Raw genomic sequence first — 21,042 nt, 5'->3', positions numbered from 1 at the left:
CCTGTCCGTATTAACTAACTTGTGGTGCGTATTGCAAAGCCAGTGCTGAAAAATGATCACCACGAGCCATAAAGTTGGCAAACTGATCAAAGCTTGCACATGCTGGAGAAAGCATCACCATATCACCCTTGGTAAGCATTGGCGTAATATGAGCAATCGCGTCATCAAGCGAGGTAAATTGTTGAGCGCTTGAGTGAAGCTCGGTAAAGCAAGCTTTATCACGACCAAAACAGCAAAGCATGACATTTAATTGAGATAAGGGTTCAGCCAAAGCACTGAAATCTGCGCCTTTACCCTCGCCGCCAACAAGAAGATATAGTTTACCCTCTAATGTTAGTCCCGATAACGCTGCTAGCGTACTCGCCACATTCGTCGCCTTGGAGTCGTTGACCCACGTGACGCCTTGTTTCTTTACTACCGCTTGACAGCGATGGCTCAGACCAGAGTAGCGCGTCAATGTATCGATGGCACGGCGATAATCAATGCCCGCAAGCTTAAGTAACGCACAAGCCACCAGCGCATTAGACCAGTTATGTTTACCCACAAGACTTAAGCGTGTTGTGTCGACTATCGGCTCACCATGATCCATTAACCATGTCGTGCCTTGTGCCTCCGACATACCAAAAGCCTGATTATCAAAACCAAACGTCTCAATCTGGCAAGTATTAGCCGACTCATCAGGATACGTTTCCGGCTCCGCTCGATTAACAAGGGCATATTCAGCATTCATGAAAATACGGCGCTTCGCTTGCGCGTAATCGTCCATCCCTTGGTATCTGTCCATGTGGTCTTCTGATAAGTTCAAAAATGCCGCGACAGTCACCTTTAAACTCGATGTTGTTTCCAACTGAAAGCTCGATAACTCCAATACATAAAGATCCGCATCGATAGCAAGCAAGTCTAAAGCTGGCACGCCAATGTTGCCGCCGACACCAACCGATAATCCCGTCGCTTTAGCTAGCGCGCCCGTCAGATCAGTCACGGTACTTTTACCGTTAGAGCCGGTAATGGCAATGACTGGTTTCGTATTTGCCCAAGCAAATAGTTCAATATCACCCACAACGGGAACACCAAGCTGTCTTGCCGCATCAATTTCGGGCGTCGCTAGAGCAATACCAGGATTGCAAACCACAAGGTCAGCCTCATTTAACCACTGCTGATTAAAGCTTCCACAATGCAACTCCACGCCATCAGGTAACTCACCAGCACCCGGTGCTTGGGTTCGAGAATCCATGACGCGAATACGAAGCGTATGTGGCAGTTTTTGAAGGTGATTAACGACTGAGAGCCCGGTAATACCGAGCCCTACAACAACAACATTGTGAATGTTTTGCCAACGTTCCATGCTTACTTTCCCTAACCTGACTTAACGTACTTTGAGCGTGGCTAAGCCAATTAAAACAAGAACGATAGAGATAATCCAAAAGCGTACGATAACACGAGGTTCTGGCCATCCTTTTAGCTCATAGTGGTGATGGATAGGCGCCATGCGGAAAATACGCTGCCCACGTAGCTTGTAAGAACCTACCTGCAAAATCACCGACAAGGTTTCCATAACAAAAACACCACCCATGATCACCAATACGAACTCTTGGCGAACCAATACCGCTATTACACCAAGCGCGCCGCCCAGTGCCAGTGAACCCACATCGCCCATAAATACTTGTGCCGGGTAAGTGTTAAACCACAAAAAGCCAAGCCCTGCACCAACGATCGCGGTACAAACCACCACTAACTCAGAGGTATACGGAATATGAGGGATATGAAGATAGTTTGCAAAATTCACGTTACCTGTTGCCCAAGCAATCACAGCGAAGCCAGCGGCAACCAACACCGTTGGCATAATCGCTAACCCATCTAAGCCGTCGGTCAAGTTAACCGCATTGCTGGTACCGACAATAACAAAGTAAGTGAATACAATATAAAACAGTCCCATTTGCGGCATCACATCTTTAAAGAAAGGGACCACTAGTTGAGTCGCGGCGGTGTCTTGTCCGTGAGCATACAAGGCAAATGCCACTACTAAAGCAATCATTGATTGCCAAAAATACTTCCAGCGTGCAATCAAACCATCGGTGTTTTTGCGGACGACTTTACGGTAATCATCGACAAAGCCGACAGCTCCATAGCCAAGCAGGACAAAGAGAACCGCCCATACATAAGGGTTACTCAAATCAGACCAAAGCAAGATGGTTATAGTGATAGCAAACAGGATCATCACGCCACCCATTGTCGGTGTACCGCGTTTGCTAAAGTGAGATTCTGGGCCTTCGTTACGAACCACTTGACCAATTTGCAGCATCTGCAATTTAGCGATCATTTTTGGGCCCATCCATAAGGATATACCGAGCGCCGTCAATACACTGACAATGGCTCTAAATGACAGGTATTCAAAAAGACGAAAAAAAGAAAAGTATGGCTGAAGCAGCTCCGCAAGCCAAATAATCATGTAAAGTTCTCCTTCAGTGCTGTGGCTATTTTAAACATACCGGCACTGTTCGCCCCTTTCACCAATAAGGTGTGAGAGGTCTGATTTAGTAATAATAGGTGTTGCCCAATATAATCAAGCATAGTGTCGTGACTTTGAAAATGCTGTCCACCGCAAAGGTCACTGATCACTTTCGCATCTTCACCATAGGTTAAAACATGCTCGAAAGCGAAAGGTGCAGCATGTTGTCCGACTTCTTTGTGAAGTGCAAGGCTTTCATGCCCCAATTCCGCCATGTTGCCCAAAATCAACCAGCGCTCTCCATCAAACTGGGAAAGAAGGTCTACTGCGGCTTTCATCGCGGGCACACTGGCGTTGTAGCTATCGTCAATCAAGGTGATCGAATCGGTGAGTGTTTCTACCTCAACACGTCCTTTCACTTTATCCAACGTTTTCAATCCAAGTTGAATATGCGCTAATGTTCCACCACATTGCACAGCAAGTGCCGCCGCCGCAATCGCATTACTCACGTTATGCGCCCCTACTAAGCCAAGCTGAATCGCAACTTGCCCAACAGGAGTATGCAGTGTAAAGGAGGAACTCCCCTTCGATGACATTGCTATGTCAGAAGCAAAATAGTCTGCGTCAGAGTTTTGCTGAGCAAAAGTGACCACGCATTTATCACGCAGAACCTCTTGCCACATTGTCCCACCTTGGCTATCAAGGTTAACTAAAGCAATGCCCCCGGCTTGCAAGCCTTGATAGATTTCACCTTTGGCTTGTTTTACACCATCTAGAGAGCCAAAACCTTCAAGGTGAGCTTCTGCGACATTATTCACTATCGCGATATCAGGATGGGTAAGTTGAGTGGTGTAGGCTATTTCACCAATATGATTTGCGCCCATTTCAATCACTGCGAAATCATCATCTTTGCTGCTTCTTAACAACGTCAAAGGCACGCCAATATCATTGTTAAAATTGCCAGCAGTATATAGCACCTGACCCTGCTGACTTAAAATGCTCGCCACCATCTCTTTAACGGTTGTTTTTCCGCAACTACCAGTAATCGCCACGGTTTTAGTGTGACAACCTTGATGCACATATTCACCTAGTTGACCCAGAGCCTTCAATGAATCTTCAACGATAATTTGCGCAATATCCACGTCGAGCACTCGCTCGACAATAACGGCAGTTGCTCCGTTGTCTTTGGCCTGAGCAACAAAATCATGCGCATCAAAACGTTCACCAACTAAGGCAATAAACAGCGCGCCAGTTTCGATCGCTCGTGTGTCGGTCGTGACGTGTTCAATTTGTGTATCTTCACCAATCAGTCGCCCATCGACAACTTGCGCCAGCGTAGATAAAGCAAGTGTGATCATAACGCTACCCCTAATAGAGTCGCGGCCGACTCACGATCAGAGTAGTGTCGAGACTCTTGGCCTATAACCTGATAATCCTCATGCCCTTTACCCGCTAGTAAAATAATATCGGCAATCCCAGCATTAGAGACGGCAAGCTTAGCCGCATCAAATCGGCTATGCTGCACCATGATAGAGTCAGGACTTTGCACACCCGCTAGCATATCAGCAACAATGGCGGCTGGATCTTCACTACGAGGGTTATCATCACTGATAATGACATGGTCGGCGAGCTGCTCGGCAATGCTTGCCATGAGAGGTCGTTTACCTTTATCACGATCACCACCACACCCAACAATCACCCAAAGTTTTCCTTCACAGTGAACGCGTAGTGCTTGCAGCGCTTTTTCTAATGCATCTGGCGTGTGCGCGTAATCAACCACAACTTTCGGTTTTGATACGGCGTGAAATAGCTCCATCCGCCCCAAAACAGGTTGTAAGTTTTGCGCACATTCAATTAACTGCTGCTTATCAAAACCTAACTGAAGCAAAGCCGCCAATGCCAGCATGACATTACACGCATTAAACTGGCCAATAAGAGGAGCCTTTAGTTGACCTGAACCAAAGCAACCGTCAAAGTCGATTTCAATACCGTTTTCACTGTATTTGACCTGACTTGCCCACAGTGCATGGTTACCTATTTGATGACCATTAACGGAAACCGCTATCGCATCAGGTCGAGCTTCAAGCCAGCGTAACCCTACTTCATCATCAACATTAATCACCGCGTGTTCACAGTGATGTTGAGTAAACAGTTGTTGTTTCGCCGCTTCATAGCTCGCCATCGTGCCGTGATAGTCCAAGTGATCTCGGCTAAGGTTGGTAAAAATGCCTAACTTAAAAGGTACAGCGCCGACGCGACCTTGAATTAACCCATGGGAAGAGACTTCCATCGCAGTATAAGACGCACCTTGTGCATCTAGAGAGGCCAATTTTTTTTGCACTTCAATGGCATTTCCAGTGGTGTTCTTTGCTACTTCAAGCTGCTGTAAAAAACCATTGCCTGTTGTCCCCATGACGGCTGCACGCTGACCAAGTAATTCGATCCATTGAGCGATAAGCTGAGTGATAGTGGTTTTGCCGTTGGTTCCAGTAATCCCAATCACATTTTGCTGGTAACGATAGAGACGCGCTGCGAGTGTTGATAGAAAGCCGTCTAAGCCATAAAGATAAACAATCGGCACAGAGCCTGTTACGGATACTCGCCCATGCTGGCTTTCTTCATCGGCTTGAGCAATCACACTACTGGCACCCGCCGCAATGGCCTTCTCGATAAACCGGCGACCATCCACTTCATGACCAATAATGGCAACGAAGGTGTCACCTTGGGTAATGACACGGCTATCCAGCTCAAGGTTAGTCACCTTGATCGCATCAAGGGTTTTATTGTCGACCTTGAGCCAAGGCTCAAGCAACGCTGTCAATGTCAAAGACGTCAACATAGAAATAGCTCACTTTTATTGAAACTGATTTTCATCAGGCGCAACATTTAAAATCTGCAGCGCCCCTTTCATAATTTCTGAGAATACAGGTCCAGCGACAGAGCCGCCGTAGTATTGATCACCCTGCGGTTCATTAATCACAACCACCAATGACACTCTAGGCCGACTGACCGGGGCAACCCCTGCGGTTAACGCGACATATTCATCGCTGTATCCGCCCGCACTCGCCTTACGCGATGTCCCGGTTTTAGCCGCAACACGATACCCAGGAACCGCCGCTCGGGTGGCGGTTCCACCGGGCTTAGTGACCCCTTCAAGGTAGTGCAGTACTTGCAAAGCATTATCATGCTCCATGACCTGTTTGGAGAGATCTTGCTGATTGTTTTCAATGATATGCACTGGTTGGTACAAACCGGCATTGCCTAGCGTGGCGTATGCATGCGCCAACTGTAATGGCGTAATAGAGATGCCATAACCAAACGCCAGTGTCGCAATTTCAAATTTAGACCAACGACGGCGATTTGGAAAAATCCCCGACGCCTCACCAATAAGATTAAGTCCAGATACTTGCCCAAAGCCAATCGAGCTATACATTCCCAGTAGCGCTTCTAATGGCATATCTAAAGCCAATTTCGCCACACCGATGTTGCTCGACTTTTGTAGTATTTTCGCGAGGTCCGCTTTCCCTACCTTCGACGTATCCCGAACTCGGCTACCGCCAATTTGCATAATACCGTTGCCAGTATCAATCACCGTTTTGTCATCTGCGGTACCGGCTTCTAATGCCGCGAGCACAACAAACGGTTTCACCGTAGAGCCTGGTTCCATCGAATCGGTAATCACGCGGTTTCGCATGGTAAATGACTGGCGAGACATACGGTTATTTGGGTTATAAGAGGGGGCATTCACCATCGCGAGCACCGCGCCGGTTTCAACATCAATCATCACCGCGCTACCCGATGTGGCACGGTAGTCTGCGACCGCTTGCTTAATGGCGCGATACGCTATCGCCTGTAGGCGTTGGTCAATCGTTAACTCTAATGGTTTGCCTTCTTCACGCTCTTCAAGGGAGATATTTTCAACGACACGCCCATAGCGATCTTTACGAATAATTCGCTTACCGGCTTCACCCGTTAACCATTTATCGTAACTGCGCTCGACCCCTTCAAGTCCATGACCATCGATGCCTGTCACGCCCACTAAATGAGAGCTCACTTCCCCTGCCGGATAATAACGGCGAGATTCCGCTTTTAGCCCAATCCCAGATAATTTGAGTTCTTTTATATACTTAGCCATCGCAGGGCTGACTTGGCGCTGAAGATAGATAAAGCGGCGTGATTTATTCTTGTTAATCTTGGTGATTAATCCTTGGCGCTCCAACCCTAAAACGTCAGCAAGAGCATGCCAGCGATCAATTTCTTGAAAGCCACCATCTTTAAAAATAGTCGCAGGATCAGCCCAAACCGCTTGAACAGGCACACTCACCGCAAGTGGCTCACCATTACGGTCGGAAATAATGCCACGCGCTGATGGCAAGGCTTTGACTCGGACAGAACGGAGATCCCCTTGCTTAATCAAGTTATCAGGCTCGATCACTTGGATATAGCCAATACGTGCCAGTAGAGCGATAAAAATAACAATGACCGCGCCTAAAACCGTACGAAAGCGCCAAGGTATCATTGTTGATGATGAAGGTTGAGGTGTTGGCTTTTTCTTGGTGGGGTTGCTAACTTTTTTGCCTTTCATTTGAGAGAAACCACTACTTCCTTGCTTGCATCTGGACGCTTCATATCAAGCTCTTGCTTAGCCATAGCTTGAACACGGCTATGTTCAGAGAGGGCGTTTTCTTCTAACAATAAGTTTCGCCACTCATTATCCAATCTTTCGCGCTCTTGCAAAGCCATGTCTTTTTCGTTCACGGCTTGTCGGGTATGGTGAGTGGCAAACACCACTCCCATCGCCGTCGCAAAAATAAGCATAAGCGCAATAAGAGGCAATCGACCTACCGTAATAAGGTCGAAAAAAATAACTTTCGCAAGATTATGCTTAGGCTCGTTAGACATCCACTTGTCCGTTACAGTTTTTCAGCAACACGAAGCACTGAGCTTCTAGAGCGAGTATTCACTTCCACTTCTTGATCAGTCGGTTTCAGCGCTTTACCCACCGCTTTGAGGTTGGCACTACCCAACGCACGGATTTGAGCTTCTGTCATCGGAATTCCATGAGGCACTTGTGGGCCTCGGCTCTCTTTACGAATAAAGTGCTTCACCATACGGTCTTCTAACGAGTGAAAACTGATCACCGATAAACGCCCTTCCGGCGCTAAAATACTCGCTGCGCCTTTTAGTGCGGTATCGATTTCATCAAGTTCGCTGTTGATGTAAATACGAAACGCTTGAAAACTACGTGTCGCAGGGTGTTTTTTCTCTTTAAAACTTTTTGGGGCCGCTTCAGAAATTAACTTAGCAAGCTGGCTAGTGCGCGTAAGCGGCTCTTTTTCTTCATCTTCACGATGAGCCACAATTGCTTTTGCGATGCGGCGAGCATGTTTGTCTTCGCCAAACTCACGAATAACCCAAGTAATATCATCCAAGTCCGCTTCGGCTAACCATTGAGATACCGGCATACCCGACGTTGGGTCCATTCGCATATCTAGAGGCCCATCTTTCATGAAGCTAAAACCACGTTCCGCATCATCAAGCTGTGGCGAAGACACGCCAAGATCGAGCAATACACCATCAATTTTACCAACTAAATCATAACGCTCTGCGTATTCCGCCATCCCAGAAAATGGACCATGGATGATGGTAAAGCGAGGGTCATCAATTTTACCGGCTTCCTCAATTGCTTGGGGATCACGGTCGATACTATAAAGGCGACCATTTTCACCTAATTGTGAAAGAATTTGACGACTATGACCACCACGACCAAACGTGCCATCTATATAGATACCGTCAGGCTTAATGGCTAGGCCGTCGATGGATTCATGCAGTAAAACTGAAACGTGTTGAAAGGATTCGCTCATGGGTGATCTCAAGAGTTGCTTAGGGCAAAGATGACAAGTGTACTGATTTCACGAAGTAACGTCATCTGGTTAAGTTCAGCCTAACGTAAAGATAGGTGATAAAAAAGCAAAAAACCCATCACAAAATCAATTTGTAATGGGTTTTTCTTAAAAGGTGAAGTTGACCTATAAGCCGGGTTCTGTATCCGCCTAAGCGGTGATAGCCATTCGTCTAGGCCAGCAATCGCTCACTGGCTCAAGCAACCTACCCGCTTCCTTACGCGAGCCGCGCAATGTGAAAGCCTATTTGGTCTTGCTCCGGGTGGAGTTTACCCTGCAACGAACTGTTACCAGTCGTCCGGTGCGCTCTTACCGCACCCTTTCAGCCTTACCTGTGCTCTTTCCGAAGAAATAGAGCCATCGGCGGTCTTCTCTCTGCTGCACTTGTCGTGGGCTTGCGCCCCCCAGGCGTTACCTGGCACCCTGCTCTGTGGAGCCCGGACTTTCCTCCCCTCCGTCAGTCTCCCCCAAGACAAGCTCAAGGGGACGTCAACGAAGCAGCGACTATCTGGTCAACTTCAGGCCGCGGATTGTATAGGAGCGCGAGCAATTACTCAAGGTTTTCTAGTCCCCATTTGTAAAGTGCGTTCTTTTTCAGGTTATAAATCTCAGCCGTCATCGCTGCGGCTTTCTTTAATGGCAGCTCTTTAACTAAAATACCTAACGCTCTTAGCGCCTCATCAGGTAAGCCTTCAACCGCTGCTTCACGATGGCCATGTATAAGCAATACCATCTCACCACGTTTACGGTTATCGTCTTCTGCAATCCACTCAATCAGTTCACCCAGCGGCAAGCCTTGGATAGTTTCAAAGGTTTTTGTTAGCTCACGAGCCAGCACCACTTCACGATCTGGCCCCAATACTTCAAGCATATTTGCCAAAGATTCAGTAATACGATGTGGTGATTCATAGAAAATACAGGTACGCTCAACTTTCGCAATTTCTAAAAACTTATCTTTACGTCCTTTACTTTTTGCTGGCAAAAAGCCTTCAAAACTAAAGCGGTCAGAAGGTAAACCCGATGCACTTAACGCAGTAATCACTGCGCATGCACCCGGTAATGGCACAACATTAACGCCAGCTTGACGACATTGCGAAACAAGATGGTACCCTGGATCGCTGATTAATGGCGTCCCAGCATCAGAGACCAATGCAATGGACTCGCCAGATAACAATTTTTCAACTAAAACTTGTGCTTTTTGTTGCTCGTTGTGATCATGGAGCGCAAATGTTCTAGTTTGTATATTGAAGTGAGAAAGAAGTTTACCAGTATGTCTGGTGTCTTCAGCGGCAATAATATCCACACTATGCAACACCTCTAGTGCCCTATGTGTAATATCACCAAGGTTCCCAATGGGAGTTGGCACAATAAAGAGCGTTGGTTGCTCGATATGAATGGTTTTGTTGCTTGTCATTTGTTTACCATCACTTCAACGATTAATATAATGATTTTACACGAATAGTGATTAAAGAGCTCATGGCAATGATGAACCGTAAAAAAAATAGTGTAACGCGCCTGCTAACACCCATCGCACTGGCACTGTCCATTGCCGCGTGTTCAACACAACCCAGCGCGCCAACCAGTGTTGATATCACAATGGCCCCTACCGCCTCTTCTGAAAGCTATTTAATGCGTGCAGACAGCGACCAAGGCGGTTTTGCCAATGAGTGGCTCATCCTTGCCTTTAAAGCTTCCATTCAAGAAGGCAACTACGAACAAGCGCAGCGCTTGTCTAACCGTTTAGCCAAACAAAACTTGAGCACCATTCAACAAGCTGAATGGCAATTGGCACGCGCTGAACTTAACCTTGCTCAAGGTAAAGCTCAAGACGCTTACCTACAGCTTAATCTACCCGCAGAGTGGCCTTTGCTGCAGCAACAATGGATGCAGTATCACAACTTACGCGGCCAAAGCTTAGCGATTATGGGCGACTACGTAGAGTCAAGCCGTGAGTATATTGCCATGTCAGGTTTTGCACCACGCGCGCAGCAGCAAATTATTAACGACAATATTTGGCACAACCTAAATCAATTATCATCTGAGCAGTTGTCACAACTTACCATTAAACCTGAAGAAGAAATTCTTGATGGCTGGGTGCAACTTGCCAGCTATATGAAGGCTCTGGGAAGCAGCTTACCTCAATTGCAAAATACACTTGAAAAGTGGTTAGCGGAAAATAGTAATCATCCAGCTGCGCTTTATACGCCACAAAGTATCTACGATATCTTGAGCCTCGAGATTTCCACGCCTCATAGCACTGCGCTTTTACTGCCGTTAACGGGTAAGTACGCGAAACAAGCGCAATTGGTCCGTGATGGTTTCATGATGGCGACCATGGATGATGATCAACGCGATCCTGATGCGACCTTCACGATCATCGACACTAATGAAACAACGCCTGCTGATATCAAAGCGCAGCTTATTGCTAATGATGTCGACTTCATTGTCGGTCCGCTGATTAAAGAAAATGTTGAAAAACTGCAGCAAGCTCAATTAGCAACAGAGACGCCAATTCCAGCTCTTGCACTAAATATCCCTACCGTTATCGAGCCCAGCCAGTCGATGTGCTATTTAACCTTATCTCCAGAGCAGGAAGTCTCACAAGCGGCGAAGCATCTTGCGCAGGAAAACTATGCCTATCCGCTGATCCTGGCACCTAAAAGTAGCCTTGGAAACCGTGTAGTCAAAGCCTTCGAGGAAGAATGGGGCAAATTAAGCACCAATAACATTGCCGTGGCTCAATACAGCAATCGAGCTCAATTACAAAAAACCATTAACAACGTCTTTGGGCTGCAAGACAGCCAGCAACGTATTGCTCAAATGGAAACACTAACCGGCCTTAAATTAGAGAACCAACCAAGAAGCCGCCGCGATATTGACTCGGTTTACATTGTGGCTAACGGCGCCGATCTTACGCTAATCAAACCCTTTATCGAAGTTGCCATTAACCCAGATGCAAGCCAACCAAAATTGTTTGCCGACTCCCACAGCAATTCAAGTAAGCGCCAATATGAAGATCTCACTGGCGTTGTGTATAGTGACATTCCAATGCTCATTGACGAAGATGAGCAACTTGACGCTCAAATGACCAAGTTTTGGCCAAAGAGTTCAAATGCAGAGAAACGCTTACAAGCATTGGGAATGGATGCGTATACCCTAACCAAAGAACTGCCACAACTTAAAGCCGTCGTCGGTTATTCTGTTGACGGTCAAACGGGTACCCTTTCGATAGATAGCAACTGTGTGGTTCAACGACAAATTGCATGGGGCGTCCATGGTCAAGCTAAATCACAAACCACTAACGTTGCCGACAGTGCTACCGATAACGCTACTGGCGTCAATAGCACCATCGAAAGCAGTGAATTGGAAGCAAATGATACGACAACTGTGGAATAAAACCCGAGCAAGTATCGAGCAAGACGCTCCAAAAAACAAACGACAGCTAGGTCAACATTACGAAGACCTAGCGCAAGCGTATTTGGGTCGACACGGCCTAAGTACGCTGACAAAAAACTACACGGTAAAATGTGGCGAACTCGATCTCATCATGCAAGATGCTACATGCCTGGTCTTTGTTGAGGTAAAATACCGAAAAAACCGTCAATATGGCCATGCCCAAGAGATGGTGACTGCATCCAAAGCAAAAAAACTACAAAAAGCAGCCATGGTTTGGCTGATGAAAAACGACTTGTCACCGTACGATACTGAATTTCGATTTGATGTCGTCGCCATACATAACAGTGGCGAAGACATTGACTGGATAAAAAACGCGATTACTCAAGGATAACCATGCGCGATAGCATTAAAGAAAGCTTTACTGAAAGCATTCAAATTCAAATAGCAGCAGCAGAAGCACTGCCTGATGTCATCACCCACGCGGCACAAGCGATGGTTGCGACTCTGCTTAATGGCAATAAAATTCTTTGCTGCGGGAACGGGGGCTCTGCCGTCAATGCCCAGCAATTTGTTTCGTGTTTACTAAACCGCTTTGAGACCGAGCGACCAAGTTTACCCGCCATGGCACTAACCACAGACAACACCACGATGACCGCCGTCGCCAACGACTATAATTTTGAAGATATCTACGCCAAGCAAGTGCGTGCTTTCGGGCAAACCGACGATATTTTGCTTGCCATTTCTACCAGTGGTAACAGCAAAAACGTCCTGAAAGCGATGGAAGCTGCAGTAACCCGAGACATGACGATTATCGCTTTCACCGGCAAAGACGGTGGCGAAATGGCAGGACTGCTGGGCGAGAATGACGTTGAGATCCGTATTCCCTCTCACCGTACCTCTCGAATCCATGAAGTTCACATGGTCACTCTTCACTGCCTGTGCGATCTTATCGATCAGGTTCTATTCCCTGCTCATGAAGAGTAACGCTATGAATATCTACAAAACCGTCGCCTTACTGGTGATGAGCTTGGCGCTCTCAGGTTGCGCTGGGTTGTTTGAAGTTACCGATACTCGCTCAGCTAAAGAACTATGGAGCGACAGCGCATTAGAGTCAGAAGTTGCGGGGATAACCAATAAAGCACCATTTGTTGGCAAAGTTCGCGTAGTCGCGAGTTCACAGCGCGGCACTGTCGTATTAATGGGACAAGCTCAGACCGAAGAGTTACGAGACACACTCTATGCACGCGTGTCCGCGCTTAATGGTGTAAAGCGAGTTTACAATCAAGTGCGAATTAATAGCCCGCTTGGCTTTACCCAAATGAGTAATGACAGCTGGTTAACGACAAAAGTGAAGTCAGCATTATTGACTGACGACCGCCTAAATGGTGTAAAAATAAAAGTTATTACTGAAAACAAAGAAGTGTTTTTACTCGGTTATGTATCCAAAGAGCACGCCGATATCGCCACAGATATAGCACGTAACATATCAGGCGTCTCTCAAGTTATCCGTGCTTTCCAATTCAGTGAGACACAAGAAAAACTCAATACTGAAGCCGAAGGTGAAACGAAAAAAGAACTCAGCACGCAACAAAGTGTCAACCCTGCACCTGTTACTGCAGAGGAAGAGCCGATGCGACCAATTATCGAAGAGCCTGCACCTTTCGTAGAAGTGGAAGGTTAAGGGCCAATCACTGACAGCGACCTGCTGACTTCACCAGAAATAAAAAAACCAGTCTGTCATCAACAGGCTGGTTTTTTATTGGACTGCTTTTGCGCTCTTTGATCGTTAAGCTTTAAGTGCTCGCTCACCACGAGCAATACCAACAATACCACTTCGCGCCACTTCCACTACATCCGTAACTTCAGATAACGCCGTAATGAAAGCATCAAGCTTTTCACTGGTTCCCGCCAATTGCACCGTATATTGTGATGCAGTGACATCTACGATTTGGCCGCGGAAAATATCCGCAGTGCGTTTAACTTCTGCCCGAGCAAAGCCACTAGCTTTTACTTTTACCATCATCAGCTCGCGCTCAATATGCTCAACGGCAGTAACTTCTTGAACTTTCAGGACATCGATCAATTTGTGTAGCTGCTTTTGAATTTGCTCCAATTGCATTTCGCTCGACGCCGTCGTGATATTAAGACGGGACAGAGTTTCATCCTCAGTCGGCGATACGTTCAAAGATTCGATGTTGTAACCACGTTGAGAGAACAAGCCAACCACGCGTGATAATGAACCCGGTTGGTTTTCCATTAGTAGTGAAATAATGTGCTTCATATTAAGTTCTCTCCGTCTTGCTCAACCACATTTTGTCCATGCCTTCACCTTTGATCTGCATTGGATAGACATGCTCTGTTTCATCAACATTAATATCAACAAAAACCAGACGATCTTTCATCGAAAGCGCTTTTTTAAGACCTTCTTCCAGTTCATTTGGATGAGAAATACGAATACCAACATGACCGTATGCTTCGGCAATCGCAGCAAAATCAGGGACAGAACTCATATACGAGTTAGAGTGACGACCTTGATAAATGATATCTTGCCACTGCTTTACCATGCCCAAAAAGCGGTTGTTCAGGTTAATAATTTTAACCGGAATGTCGTATTGCATGGCTGTCGACAACTCTTGAATATTCATCTGAATACTGCCATCTCCCGTCACACAAACCACTTCTTCATCAGGGTAGGCAAACTTCACGCCCATCGCCGCTGGGAAACCAAAGCCCATCGTGCCCAGACCACCAGAATTAATCCATCGTCTTGGCTTATTGAATGGGTAATAAAGCGCAGCAAACATCTGATGCTGACCAACATCCGATGCTACATAAGCATCGCCACCTGTCAGTTTATGAAGCACCTCAATAACCTGTTGGGGTTTGATTTTTTCATCGGATTTTTCATAGCCCAAACATTGACGATCTCGCCAGCTTTCAATATCTGTCCACCAAGCATCAAGGGCTTGCGCGTCATTGCTGCCGCCTTGTTCGATGAGTAGCTTCAGCATGGAATCAAGTACTACATCTGCAGAGCCGACAATCGGCAGATCCGCAGGCACATTTTTCGATATAGAAGATGGGTCAATATCAATGTGTACGACTTTAGCGTTCGGGCAGTACTTCTCTAAATTGTTGGTAGTACGGTCATCAAAACGAACACCGACACCAAAAATAAGGTCTGCATCATGCATCGCCATGTTGGCTTCATACGTACCATGCATGCCGAGCATACCGAGCGAATTTTTATGCGTACCAGGGAATGCCCCTAGCCCCATTAACGTACTCACCACTGGCAGGTTTAAGGTCTCAGCAAGCTTAGCAATCTGTTGATCGGCTTCCGCCATCACCGCACCGCCGCCAATATAAAGTACTGGTTTTTTCGCTTCTAAGATCGCTTTAAGCGCTTTCTTAATTTGCCCTTTATGACCCGATGTCGTTGGGTTGTATGAACGCAATGCAACCGTCTCTGGGTATTCATAAGGGAATTTAATCTGAGGGTTCATTACGTCTTTAGGAATATCAACCACCACAGGACCAGGACGCCCTGTTGACGCAATGTAAAAGGCTTTCTTTATGGTATCGGCAATGTCTTCTGCGCGTTTAAGCAAAAAGCTGTGTTTGACGACAGGGCGGGATACCCCCACCATGTCACACTCTTGGAATGCGTCATTACCGATAAGGTTATTAGGTACGTTACCAGACAGTACGACCATTGGAATCGAGTCCATGTAAGCGGTAGCAATGCCGGTGATGGTATTGGTCGCACCTGGACCTGAACAGACCAACACGACTCCAGGCTTGCCTGTTGCTCGAGCATAACCATCGGCCATATGCGTCGCCGCTTGTTCGTGTCGAACTAATACGTGTTGAATATCTTCTTGTTTTTGATGAAGGGCATCATAGATATCAAGTACAGAGCCACCTGGGTAGCCAAAGATTTGCTGTACGCCTTCATCGATCAAGGACTGAACGATCATTTCAGCGCCAGATAACATGTCTGGGGTTGGGTTTTGCATATTTTCTCCTTACCAGTTATCTCTACAAACAGGTCGTTTGAAGAGCTGGTCTTACATAGTTAGGGCTTATTCGTAGCCTAATCGAAATCACTCACTTTTCGGCTATGTCGTTGTGCCAGTCATAACAAGCACATCGTTTACGCAACAACTGTAACGCTTTCTTATCACAAGGTCTAACCTTGTTTTGATCGCAAAAAAGAGACTCGTCTTCATTCCCTATCATTTACAACAAATTGTGACGGATTAGGCAGTCAACCCGGCATATAATCTCAACTAACCTTTAAGTTCAGGATAAAAAACTTTTACTCATCCTCTTTAGGTGCAAAAACCTATTAACACTAACGATGAAAACCACCGTATTCATCGTTTCATGGCAATAAAAAAGGCTCCTTTTCGGAGCCTTAAATGAAAAATGATTGAGAGTAACTGTTTATGCGCTTTTTCGCCAAAAGAGCCAGTGTCGCCTTTTCTTCACTTTCGTGTCGTATGTGCTTCTTCCTAACATCAGTAAACAAGGAGTAAGCACTAATGTTAATACCGTGGCAAAGGCCAGGCCGCCCGCAATAGCCGTTGCTAACTGCGACCACCATTGGGTGCTAGGCGCCCCAAATTCGATTTTTTGATTAATAAGATCGATGTTCATTTCTAATACCATCGGCATTAATCCCAATATCGTCGTGACAGTCGTCAGCAGTACAGGTCTCAAACGCTGAACTCCCGTTCTTAATATCGCTTCTCGTTTATCTAACCCGCGCTTTAGCAACTGATTATAGGTGTCAATTAAGACGATATTATTGTTCACTACAATACCAGCTAAAGCGATCACCCCAATGCCCGACATAATAATGCCAAAGGGGCGTTGGAAGATCAGCAGTCCTGCAAACACACCCACCGTAGAAAATATCACCGCACTCAAAATTAAAAATGCCTGATAGAAGCTGTTAAATTGCGTAATTAAAATCAACGCCATAACAGCAAGCGCCACTAAAAACGCACTTTGTAAAAACTCTGATGAGTTCTTTTGCTCTTCATTTTGACCTCGTATTCGCACATCAATACCAGGCGGAAGCTCAAGTGCATCTAATGATTGCTGGAACTCAGGTAGCTCAATTGCGAGATTGTAGCCCTCTGCCATGTCTGCTTTAACGTTAATGATACGAATACCATCTAATCGCTCAATGGTATCTTGCTTATGCTGAGGTGTGATTTCCGCAAAATTGGTAATCGGCACCAAACCTGCTGGAGTCTTCACACGTAGTTCATCAAAACGACCAATATCGCGCTTATCACTTGGGAAGCGAACTAAAATATCCACTTCTTCTGACGAGTCATCTGGAAGGTAGTCGCCAATTTTTAGTCCATTTGTTACAAACTGCACCGTGTTTCCGACTAAACTAGCATCAGCACCAAATCGAGCAGCGTCATCTCTACGAATATCTATCTGCCAATCAATACCAGGTTTACTGGATGAGTCACTAATATTGGTGAGCTTCTCGTTACTGTCGGCCCAACGTCGAATCACTTTCGCCGCCTCATCAAGACGCTCTGGGAAGCGGGCTGACAGTTCAATCACTAAGTCATGCTCGACCGGTGGCCCCGCATCAGGGAATTTGTACTCAATTTCTACCCCAGCAAACTGATTCGTCGTTTGCTTTAACTCTTCGATAATGACATTAACTCGGCGGCGGTCTTGCCAATCAACAGGCGTAATTTGGATATTACCAATCTCACTTTTACCGCCGGTTTTCGTGTAGACACTTTCGAATTCATCATGATTGAGCATCACCTTCTCAACGACCCTCATGACTTCATCTTTTTCATTAATCGATAAATCACCATGAGAGCGTACTTTGACGTTAAAATACGGCGGGTCCACCTCAGGGAAAAACTCAGCCCCTAAACCCGCTTTGTTGTAAGCGGCACCGACACCAATCGCAATCAAAATCGCTAGCAGTAATATTTTAAATGGGTGCACAATCGCAATGGCTAACGTGTGGTAATAAAGCTTAGTGATGCCCGTTGCCTTATCAAAATCTCCCTCATGCAGTGCCACCATCTTAGCTTGCTGTGCACTAGACACGTATTGAGGCTTACCAAATAACCCGCCAAGAACCGGTACAAACAGCAGCGCCATAACTAATGAGGCGGTTAAGGTCGCAATCAAGGTCAGTGGTAAGAACTTCATGAACTCGCCAGTGGTATCTGGCCAGAACAATAAGGGCGCGAAAGCGGCGAGTGTGGTCGCCGTTGAGGCGGTGATCGGCCATGCCATGCGCTTAGCTGCGTCGGCGTAAGCTTGCTTTCTCGGCGTGCCTTCTTGCATTCGACGATCGGCAAACTCGGTGACCACTATCGCTCCGTCAACCAGCATACCAACGGCCATAATAAGCGAGAATAAGACGATGATATTTACGGTCAAGCCAAATACTGATAGTACCAATAGCCCAGTCAAAAACGAGCCAGGGATCGACACCCCGACCAGCATCGCAGTTCGAACACCGAGAATGGCAATAATCACGATCACGACAAGAATAATTGCCGACAACACATTATTTTGTAGATCATTAAGCATGATCTTAACGTCTTTCGATTCGTCTTTGGTGTATTTTACCTGTAAGTTGTTTGGCCACTCTGGAAGCAGCGACGCTTGATGCATTACCTCTTTTACCAAAGCAACCGTCTCGATAATATTTTCGCCGGCGCGTTTTTTCACATCAAGAACAACAGCAGACTGTCCATCGAGGCGCGCAAAACTGTCTGGGTCTCGAAATGCACGACGAACGGTCGCCACATCCCCGAAGGTAATTACCTGCTTGCCATCGACCTTAACAGGCAGCTCTAACACATCTTTTAGGGTTTCGAACACTGAGGGGACTTTAACAGAAAAGCGTCCATAGCCCGTATCAACAAACCCTGCTGCAACCACACGGTTATTAAGTGCAATAAGGTTGTAAATATCACCTTGATCTAAGCCATAACTTTCCATCAATAGTGGGTCAACGACTATCTCGACGATGTCATCGCGATCACCCGCAATATCCACTTCCAAGACCTGTCGGTAGCTCTCCAGTTTGTCGCGCAGTTGCCGAGCTATTTGAACAATCGTGCGTTCCGGTACGGTTCCATAAAGAACCACCGACAATACAGGCTGCTGAGAGGCAAAAGTCACTTCATTAACGGTTGGCTCATCACTATCATCTGGCAACTTTGGTTTGGCCAAATCAACAGCGTCACGCACATCCGCCATGGCTTGTGTTAGATCAACACCAACATTAAATTCAAGCGTTACCGACGCATGTCCCTCAGACGCCGTTGCCGTCATTTCTTTTACGCCTTCAATTGAACGTAATTCTTTTTCCAACGGGCGGACTAACAAACGTTCACTATCGTCAGGGGAGATCCCTTGGTGCCCTACCGATACATAGATGATAGGAATCGTGATATCTGGGCTCGACTCTTTAGGAATGGTGTTATAGGTCACCACTCCGGCAATTAAAATTAAAACCAGTAAACTGATCATTGTTCGAGAGCGAGACAACGCCGCATCAATCAAAGCATTCATGCGCCTTCTCCTACAGCTTAGCTTGATCAGCTATTTTATTTGCTTGCTCAACGCTAATCGCTTCTACCGCGTCACCATCGCGAACAAACCCTTGCCCTAAGACAATAATATCGACTCGGTCGCCAAGTCCTGTAAGCCATACTCCATCTTGTTCTGCTTTAACAAGTTGAATGGGTACAAACACCACCTTTTTGCTCTGAAGTGTTTTGACTCCTAGATTGCCACGCTCATCCAACGCCAACATGGTCGGTGTTATTTTTATCGCAATATTTTTCTCAAGCGCCAACTCGACTTCAGCGCTGACTCCTGCCGAAATTTTCTGGTTTGGATTGGGTACTTCTATTTCTATAGGAAAGGTATTGGTAGTAGGTGAAGACACTCTGGAGATATAACGGAGTTTACCGGTCACTTGCTTGCCATCAATAAAACGCACCATCGCTGGCTGATTTACAGACAAGTTTTGAATATGGCGCTCACTCACATCAGCTTCAATGACCAACACGTTTAAATCGATCATCATCGCAACCGGATCGCCAATTGACACAAAGTCCCCCAACTCAATATCAATTTGGTCAACGATACCAGTAAATGGGGCCTTAACGAGGGTATTTCGCAACGCTAGTTTGGCTGCACTCACCATCGCTTTAGCTTCTGTAAGATTTGCGGCGGCGGTTGAATAAGCGACCTCACCTTGTAACCCTCGGCTCTTTAACGATTTAGAAGCATTAAACTCTTGCTGACGAACATTCAGCATCGCTTGAGCGCGCTCTAACTGAATAGGAAGATCACCTTTATCAATTTGAGCAATAGCTTGACCGGCCTTAACTTGCTCTCCCTTTTTCACGTTCAAACCAATGATTTTTCCAGCAATTTCAGCCCCAAGCTTAGCGGTTCTATCCGCAGCAGTTCGGCCATATAAATCAATTTTTTTATCAATATTCTCGGCAACAAAAGATTGAAAGACCACCCTTGCAAGTGGTGCAACCTCTGGCGAAGTCGGCTGAGTATTTTCTTCTGCGCGTAAAGCACCAAGGCCTAACCAAACAGCCAGCCCAATGATGAATAATAGCGAAATAAGCCAGGGACGTTTTGAAAAGAAGCTGCCAGGCTGCATGGTTGGCATAATTATATCCTTATAATATTCAGGCAATTGTGTTCACTTAGCTTTTCTCATACGAGAATTAACTCATAAAAGTACTCAAACCATGAATAACATCCTTAGACCCATGGTTTCAGCACACCCTTTACATAGAAAAGGATAAGAGTAGAGCAGTAACACTACGATACTTTATTGATTTTTTGTTATCTGGGTAGCAAAAAAAAGAGGCGAACTTCTCATTCGCCTCTTTCTTATTTATTAACTTAAACGCTAAATGAAGCGCCACAGCCACATGTTGTCGTGGCATTGGGGTTATCGATAAAGAATCTTGCCCCTTCCAGCCCTTCAGTATAGTCAACCGTACCGCCAATTAAATATTGTAGGCTCATTGGATCTACCACTAAAGTCACACCACATTTTTCAATCGTGGTATCCCCATCGTTGACACTTTCGTCAAAGGTAAAGCCATACTGAAATCCGCTACAGCCACCACCGGTAATATAGACACGCAATTTCAAAGCTGGGTTTTCTTCTTCTGAAATCAATGTCTGAACACGCGTTGCGGCGGCATCAGAAAAATTTAAAGGAATAGCTACATCACTCATAGGAACCTC

The 21,042-nt window shown here is 46.1% G+C and carries 17 protein-coding genes and 1 other RNA gene; 4 read left to right on the top strand and 14 right to left on the bottom strand.

The window, feature by feature from the left end; all coding sequences use genetic code 11:
* Window positions 1–10: 10 nt before the first annotated feature.
* The 9 genes from murD to rsmI form a co-directional block, all read right to left on the bottom strand.
* The gene (gene murD / locus L4D74_RS01520) at window positions 11–1,345 is read right to left on the bottom strand and encodes a UDP-N-acetylmuramoyl-L-alanine--D-glutamate ligase (RefSeq protein ID WP_428750398.1); all 1,335 of its coding nucleotides are present in this window, start codon (window positions 1,343–1,345) and stop codon (window positions 11–13) included.
* Window positions 1,346–1,366: 21 nt separating this feature from the next.
* Window positions 1,367–2,449 (bottom strand): phospho-N-acetylmuramoyl-pentapeptide-transferase, encoded by a 1,083-nt coding sequence (gene mraY / locus L4D74_RS01515; RefSeq protein WP_250615751.1) that lies wholly within the window; start codon window positions 2,447–2,449, stop codon window positions 1,367–1,369.
* Complete coding sequence (locus L4D74_RS01510) at window positions 2,446–3,807, bottom strand: UDP-N-acetylmuramoyl-tripeptide--D-alanyl-D-alanine ligase (RefSeq protein ID WP_428750397.1); 1,362 nt, start codon at window positions 3,805–3,807, stop codon at window positions 2,446–2,448. Before L4D74_RS01510 ends, mraY begins: the two co-directional genes overlap by 4 nt.
* Window positions 3,804–5,288, bottom strand: a complete 1,485-nt coding sequence (gene murE, locus L4D74_RS01505; protein WP_428750396.1) for a UDP-N-acetylmuramoyl-L-alanyl-D-glutamate--2,6-diaminopimelate ligase — start codon at window positions 5,286–5,288, stop codon at window positions 3,804–3,806. The genes L4D74_RS01510 and murE overlap by 4 nt, the downstream gene beginning before the upstream one ends.
* 15 nt (window positions 5,289–5,303) lie before the next feature.
* Complete coding sequence (locus tag L4D74_RS01500) at window positions 5,304–7,034, bottom strand: penicillin-binding transpeptidase domain-containing protein (RefSeq protein WP_265673668.1); 1,731 nt, start codon at window positions 7,032–7,034, stop codon at window positions 5,304–5,306.
* Window positions 7,031–7,351: a cell division protein FtsL gene (gene ftsL / locus L4D74_RS01495; protein WP_250615755.1), complete on the bottom strand. Its 321-nt coding sequence runs from the start codon at window positions 7,349–7,351 to the stop codon at window positions 7,031–7,033. Before ftsL ends, L4D74_RS01500 begins: the two co-directional genes overlap by 4 nt.
* An 11-nt stretch (window positions 7,352–7,362) precedes the next feature.
* Window positions 7,363–8,313 carry a 16S rRNA (cytosine(1402)-N(4))-methyltransferase RsmH gene (rsmH, locus tag L4D74_RS01490; RefSeq protein ID WP_428750395.1) on the bottom strand — a complete coding sequence of 317 codons (951 nt, stop codon included), beginning with the start codon at window positions 8,311–8,313 and terminating at the stop codon, window positions 7,363–7,365.
* 152 nt (window positions 8,314–8,465) lie between these two features.
* Window positions 8,466–8,872: RNase P RNA component class A (gene rnpB / locus L4D74_RS01485), an RNA gene on the bottom strand.
* A gap of 30 nt (window positions 8,873–8,902) precedes the next feature.
* A complete protein-coding gene (rsmI, locus tag L4D74_RS01480; protein WP_265673666.1) occupies window positions 8,903–9,766 on the bottom strand; it encodes a 16S rRNA (cytidine(1402)-2'-O)-methyltransferase in 864 nt (287 codons plus the stop codon).
* Between the two features lie 62 nt (window positions 9,767–9,828).
* Here rsmI and L4D74_RS01475 point away from each other — a divergent pair, with 62 nt between their 5' ends.
* Genes L4D74_RS01475 through L4D74_RS01460 form a run of 4 tightly spaced genes read left to right on the top strand, consistent with a single transcriptional unit; the run spans window position 9,829 to window position 13,429 of the window.
* Window positions 9,829–11,748, top strand: coding sequence for a penicillin-binding protein activator (locus L4D74_RS01475; protein ID WP_428750394.1), 1,920 nt, complete (start codon window positions 9,829–9,831; stop codon window positions 11,746–11,748).
* Window positions 11,726–12,139 (top strand): YraN family protein, encoded by a 414-nt coding sequence (locus tag L4D74_RS01470; RefSeq protein WP_428750393.1) that lies wholly within the window; start codon window positions 11,726–11,728, stop codon window positions 12,137–12,139. The genes L4D74_RS01475 and L4D74_RS01470 overlap by 23 nt, the downstream gene beginning before the upstream one ends.
* A 2-nt stretch (window positions 12,140–12,141) precedes the next feature.
* Window positions 12,142–12,732, top strand: coding sequence for a phosphoheptose isomerase (locus tag L4D74_RS01465; protein WP_250615760.1), 591 nt, complete (start codon window positions 12,142–12,144; stop codon window positions 12,730–12,732).
* Window positions 12,722–13,429 (top strand): BON domain-containing protein, encoded by a 708-nt coding sequence (locus L4D74_RS01460; protein WP_428750392.1) that lies wholly within the window; start codon window positions 12,722–12,724, stop codon window positions 13,427–13,429. Before L4D74_RS01465 ends, L4D74_RS01460 begins: the two co-directional genes overlap by 11 nt.
* A gap of 105 nt (window positions 13,430–13,534) precedes the next feature.
* Here the strand turns inward: L4D74_RS01460 and ilvN are convergent, their stop codons facing one another.
* From ilvN to erpA, 5 genes are all read right to left on the bottom strand, one after another.
* Window positions 13,535–14,029 (bottom strand): acetolactate synthase small subunit, encoded by a 495-nt coding sequence (gene ilvN / locus L4D74_RS01455; RefSeq protein ID WP_428750391.1) that lies wholly within the window; start codon window positions 14,027–14,029, stop codon window positions 13,535–13,537.
* Window position 14,030: 1 nt separating this feature from the next.
* Window positions 14,031–15,767 carry an acetolactate synthase 3 large subunit gene (locus L4D74_RS01450; RefSeq protein ID WP_428750390.1) on the bottom strand — a complete coding sequence of 579 codons (1,737 nt, stop codon included), beginning with the start codon at window positions 15,765–15,767 and terminating at the stop codon, window positions 14,031–14,033.
* A gap of 430 nt (window positions 15,768–16,197) precedes the next feature.
* Window positions 16,198–19,329: an efflux RND transporter permease subunit gene (locus L4D74_RS01445; protein ID WP_428750389.1), complete on the bottom strand. Its 3,132-nt coding sequence runs from the start codon at window positions 19,327–19,329 to the stop codon at window positions 16,198–16,200.
* 10 nt (window positions 19,330–19,339) lie between these two features.
* A complete protein-coding gene (locus tag L4D74_RS01440) occupies window positions 19,340–20,452 on the bottom strand; it encodes an efflux RND transporter periplasmic adaptor subunit (protein ID WP_428750388.1) in 1,113 nt (370 codons plus the stop codon).
* A gap of 239 nt (window positions 20,453–20,691) precedes the next feature.
* Window positions 20,692–21,033 carry an iron-sulfur cluster insertion protein ErpA gene (gene erpA / locus L4D74_RS01435; RefSeq protein WP_428750387.1) on the bottom strand — a complete coding sequence of 114 codons (342 nt, stop codon included), beginning with the start codon at window positions 21,031–21,033 and terminating at the stop codon, window positions 20,692–20,694.
* Between the last annotated feature and the right edge of the window lie 9 nt (window positions 21,034–21,042).

Origin of the sequence: Vibrio cionasavignyae (genome assembly GCF_050337155.1) — a bacterium.
GTDB classification, from domain to species: domain Bacteria; phylum Pseudomonadota; class Gammaproteobacteria; order Enterobacterales; family Vibrionaceae; genus Vibrio; species Vibrio nomapromontoriensis.
This window is presented reverse-complemented; position numbering and strand designations above follow the sequence as displayed.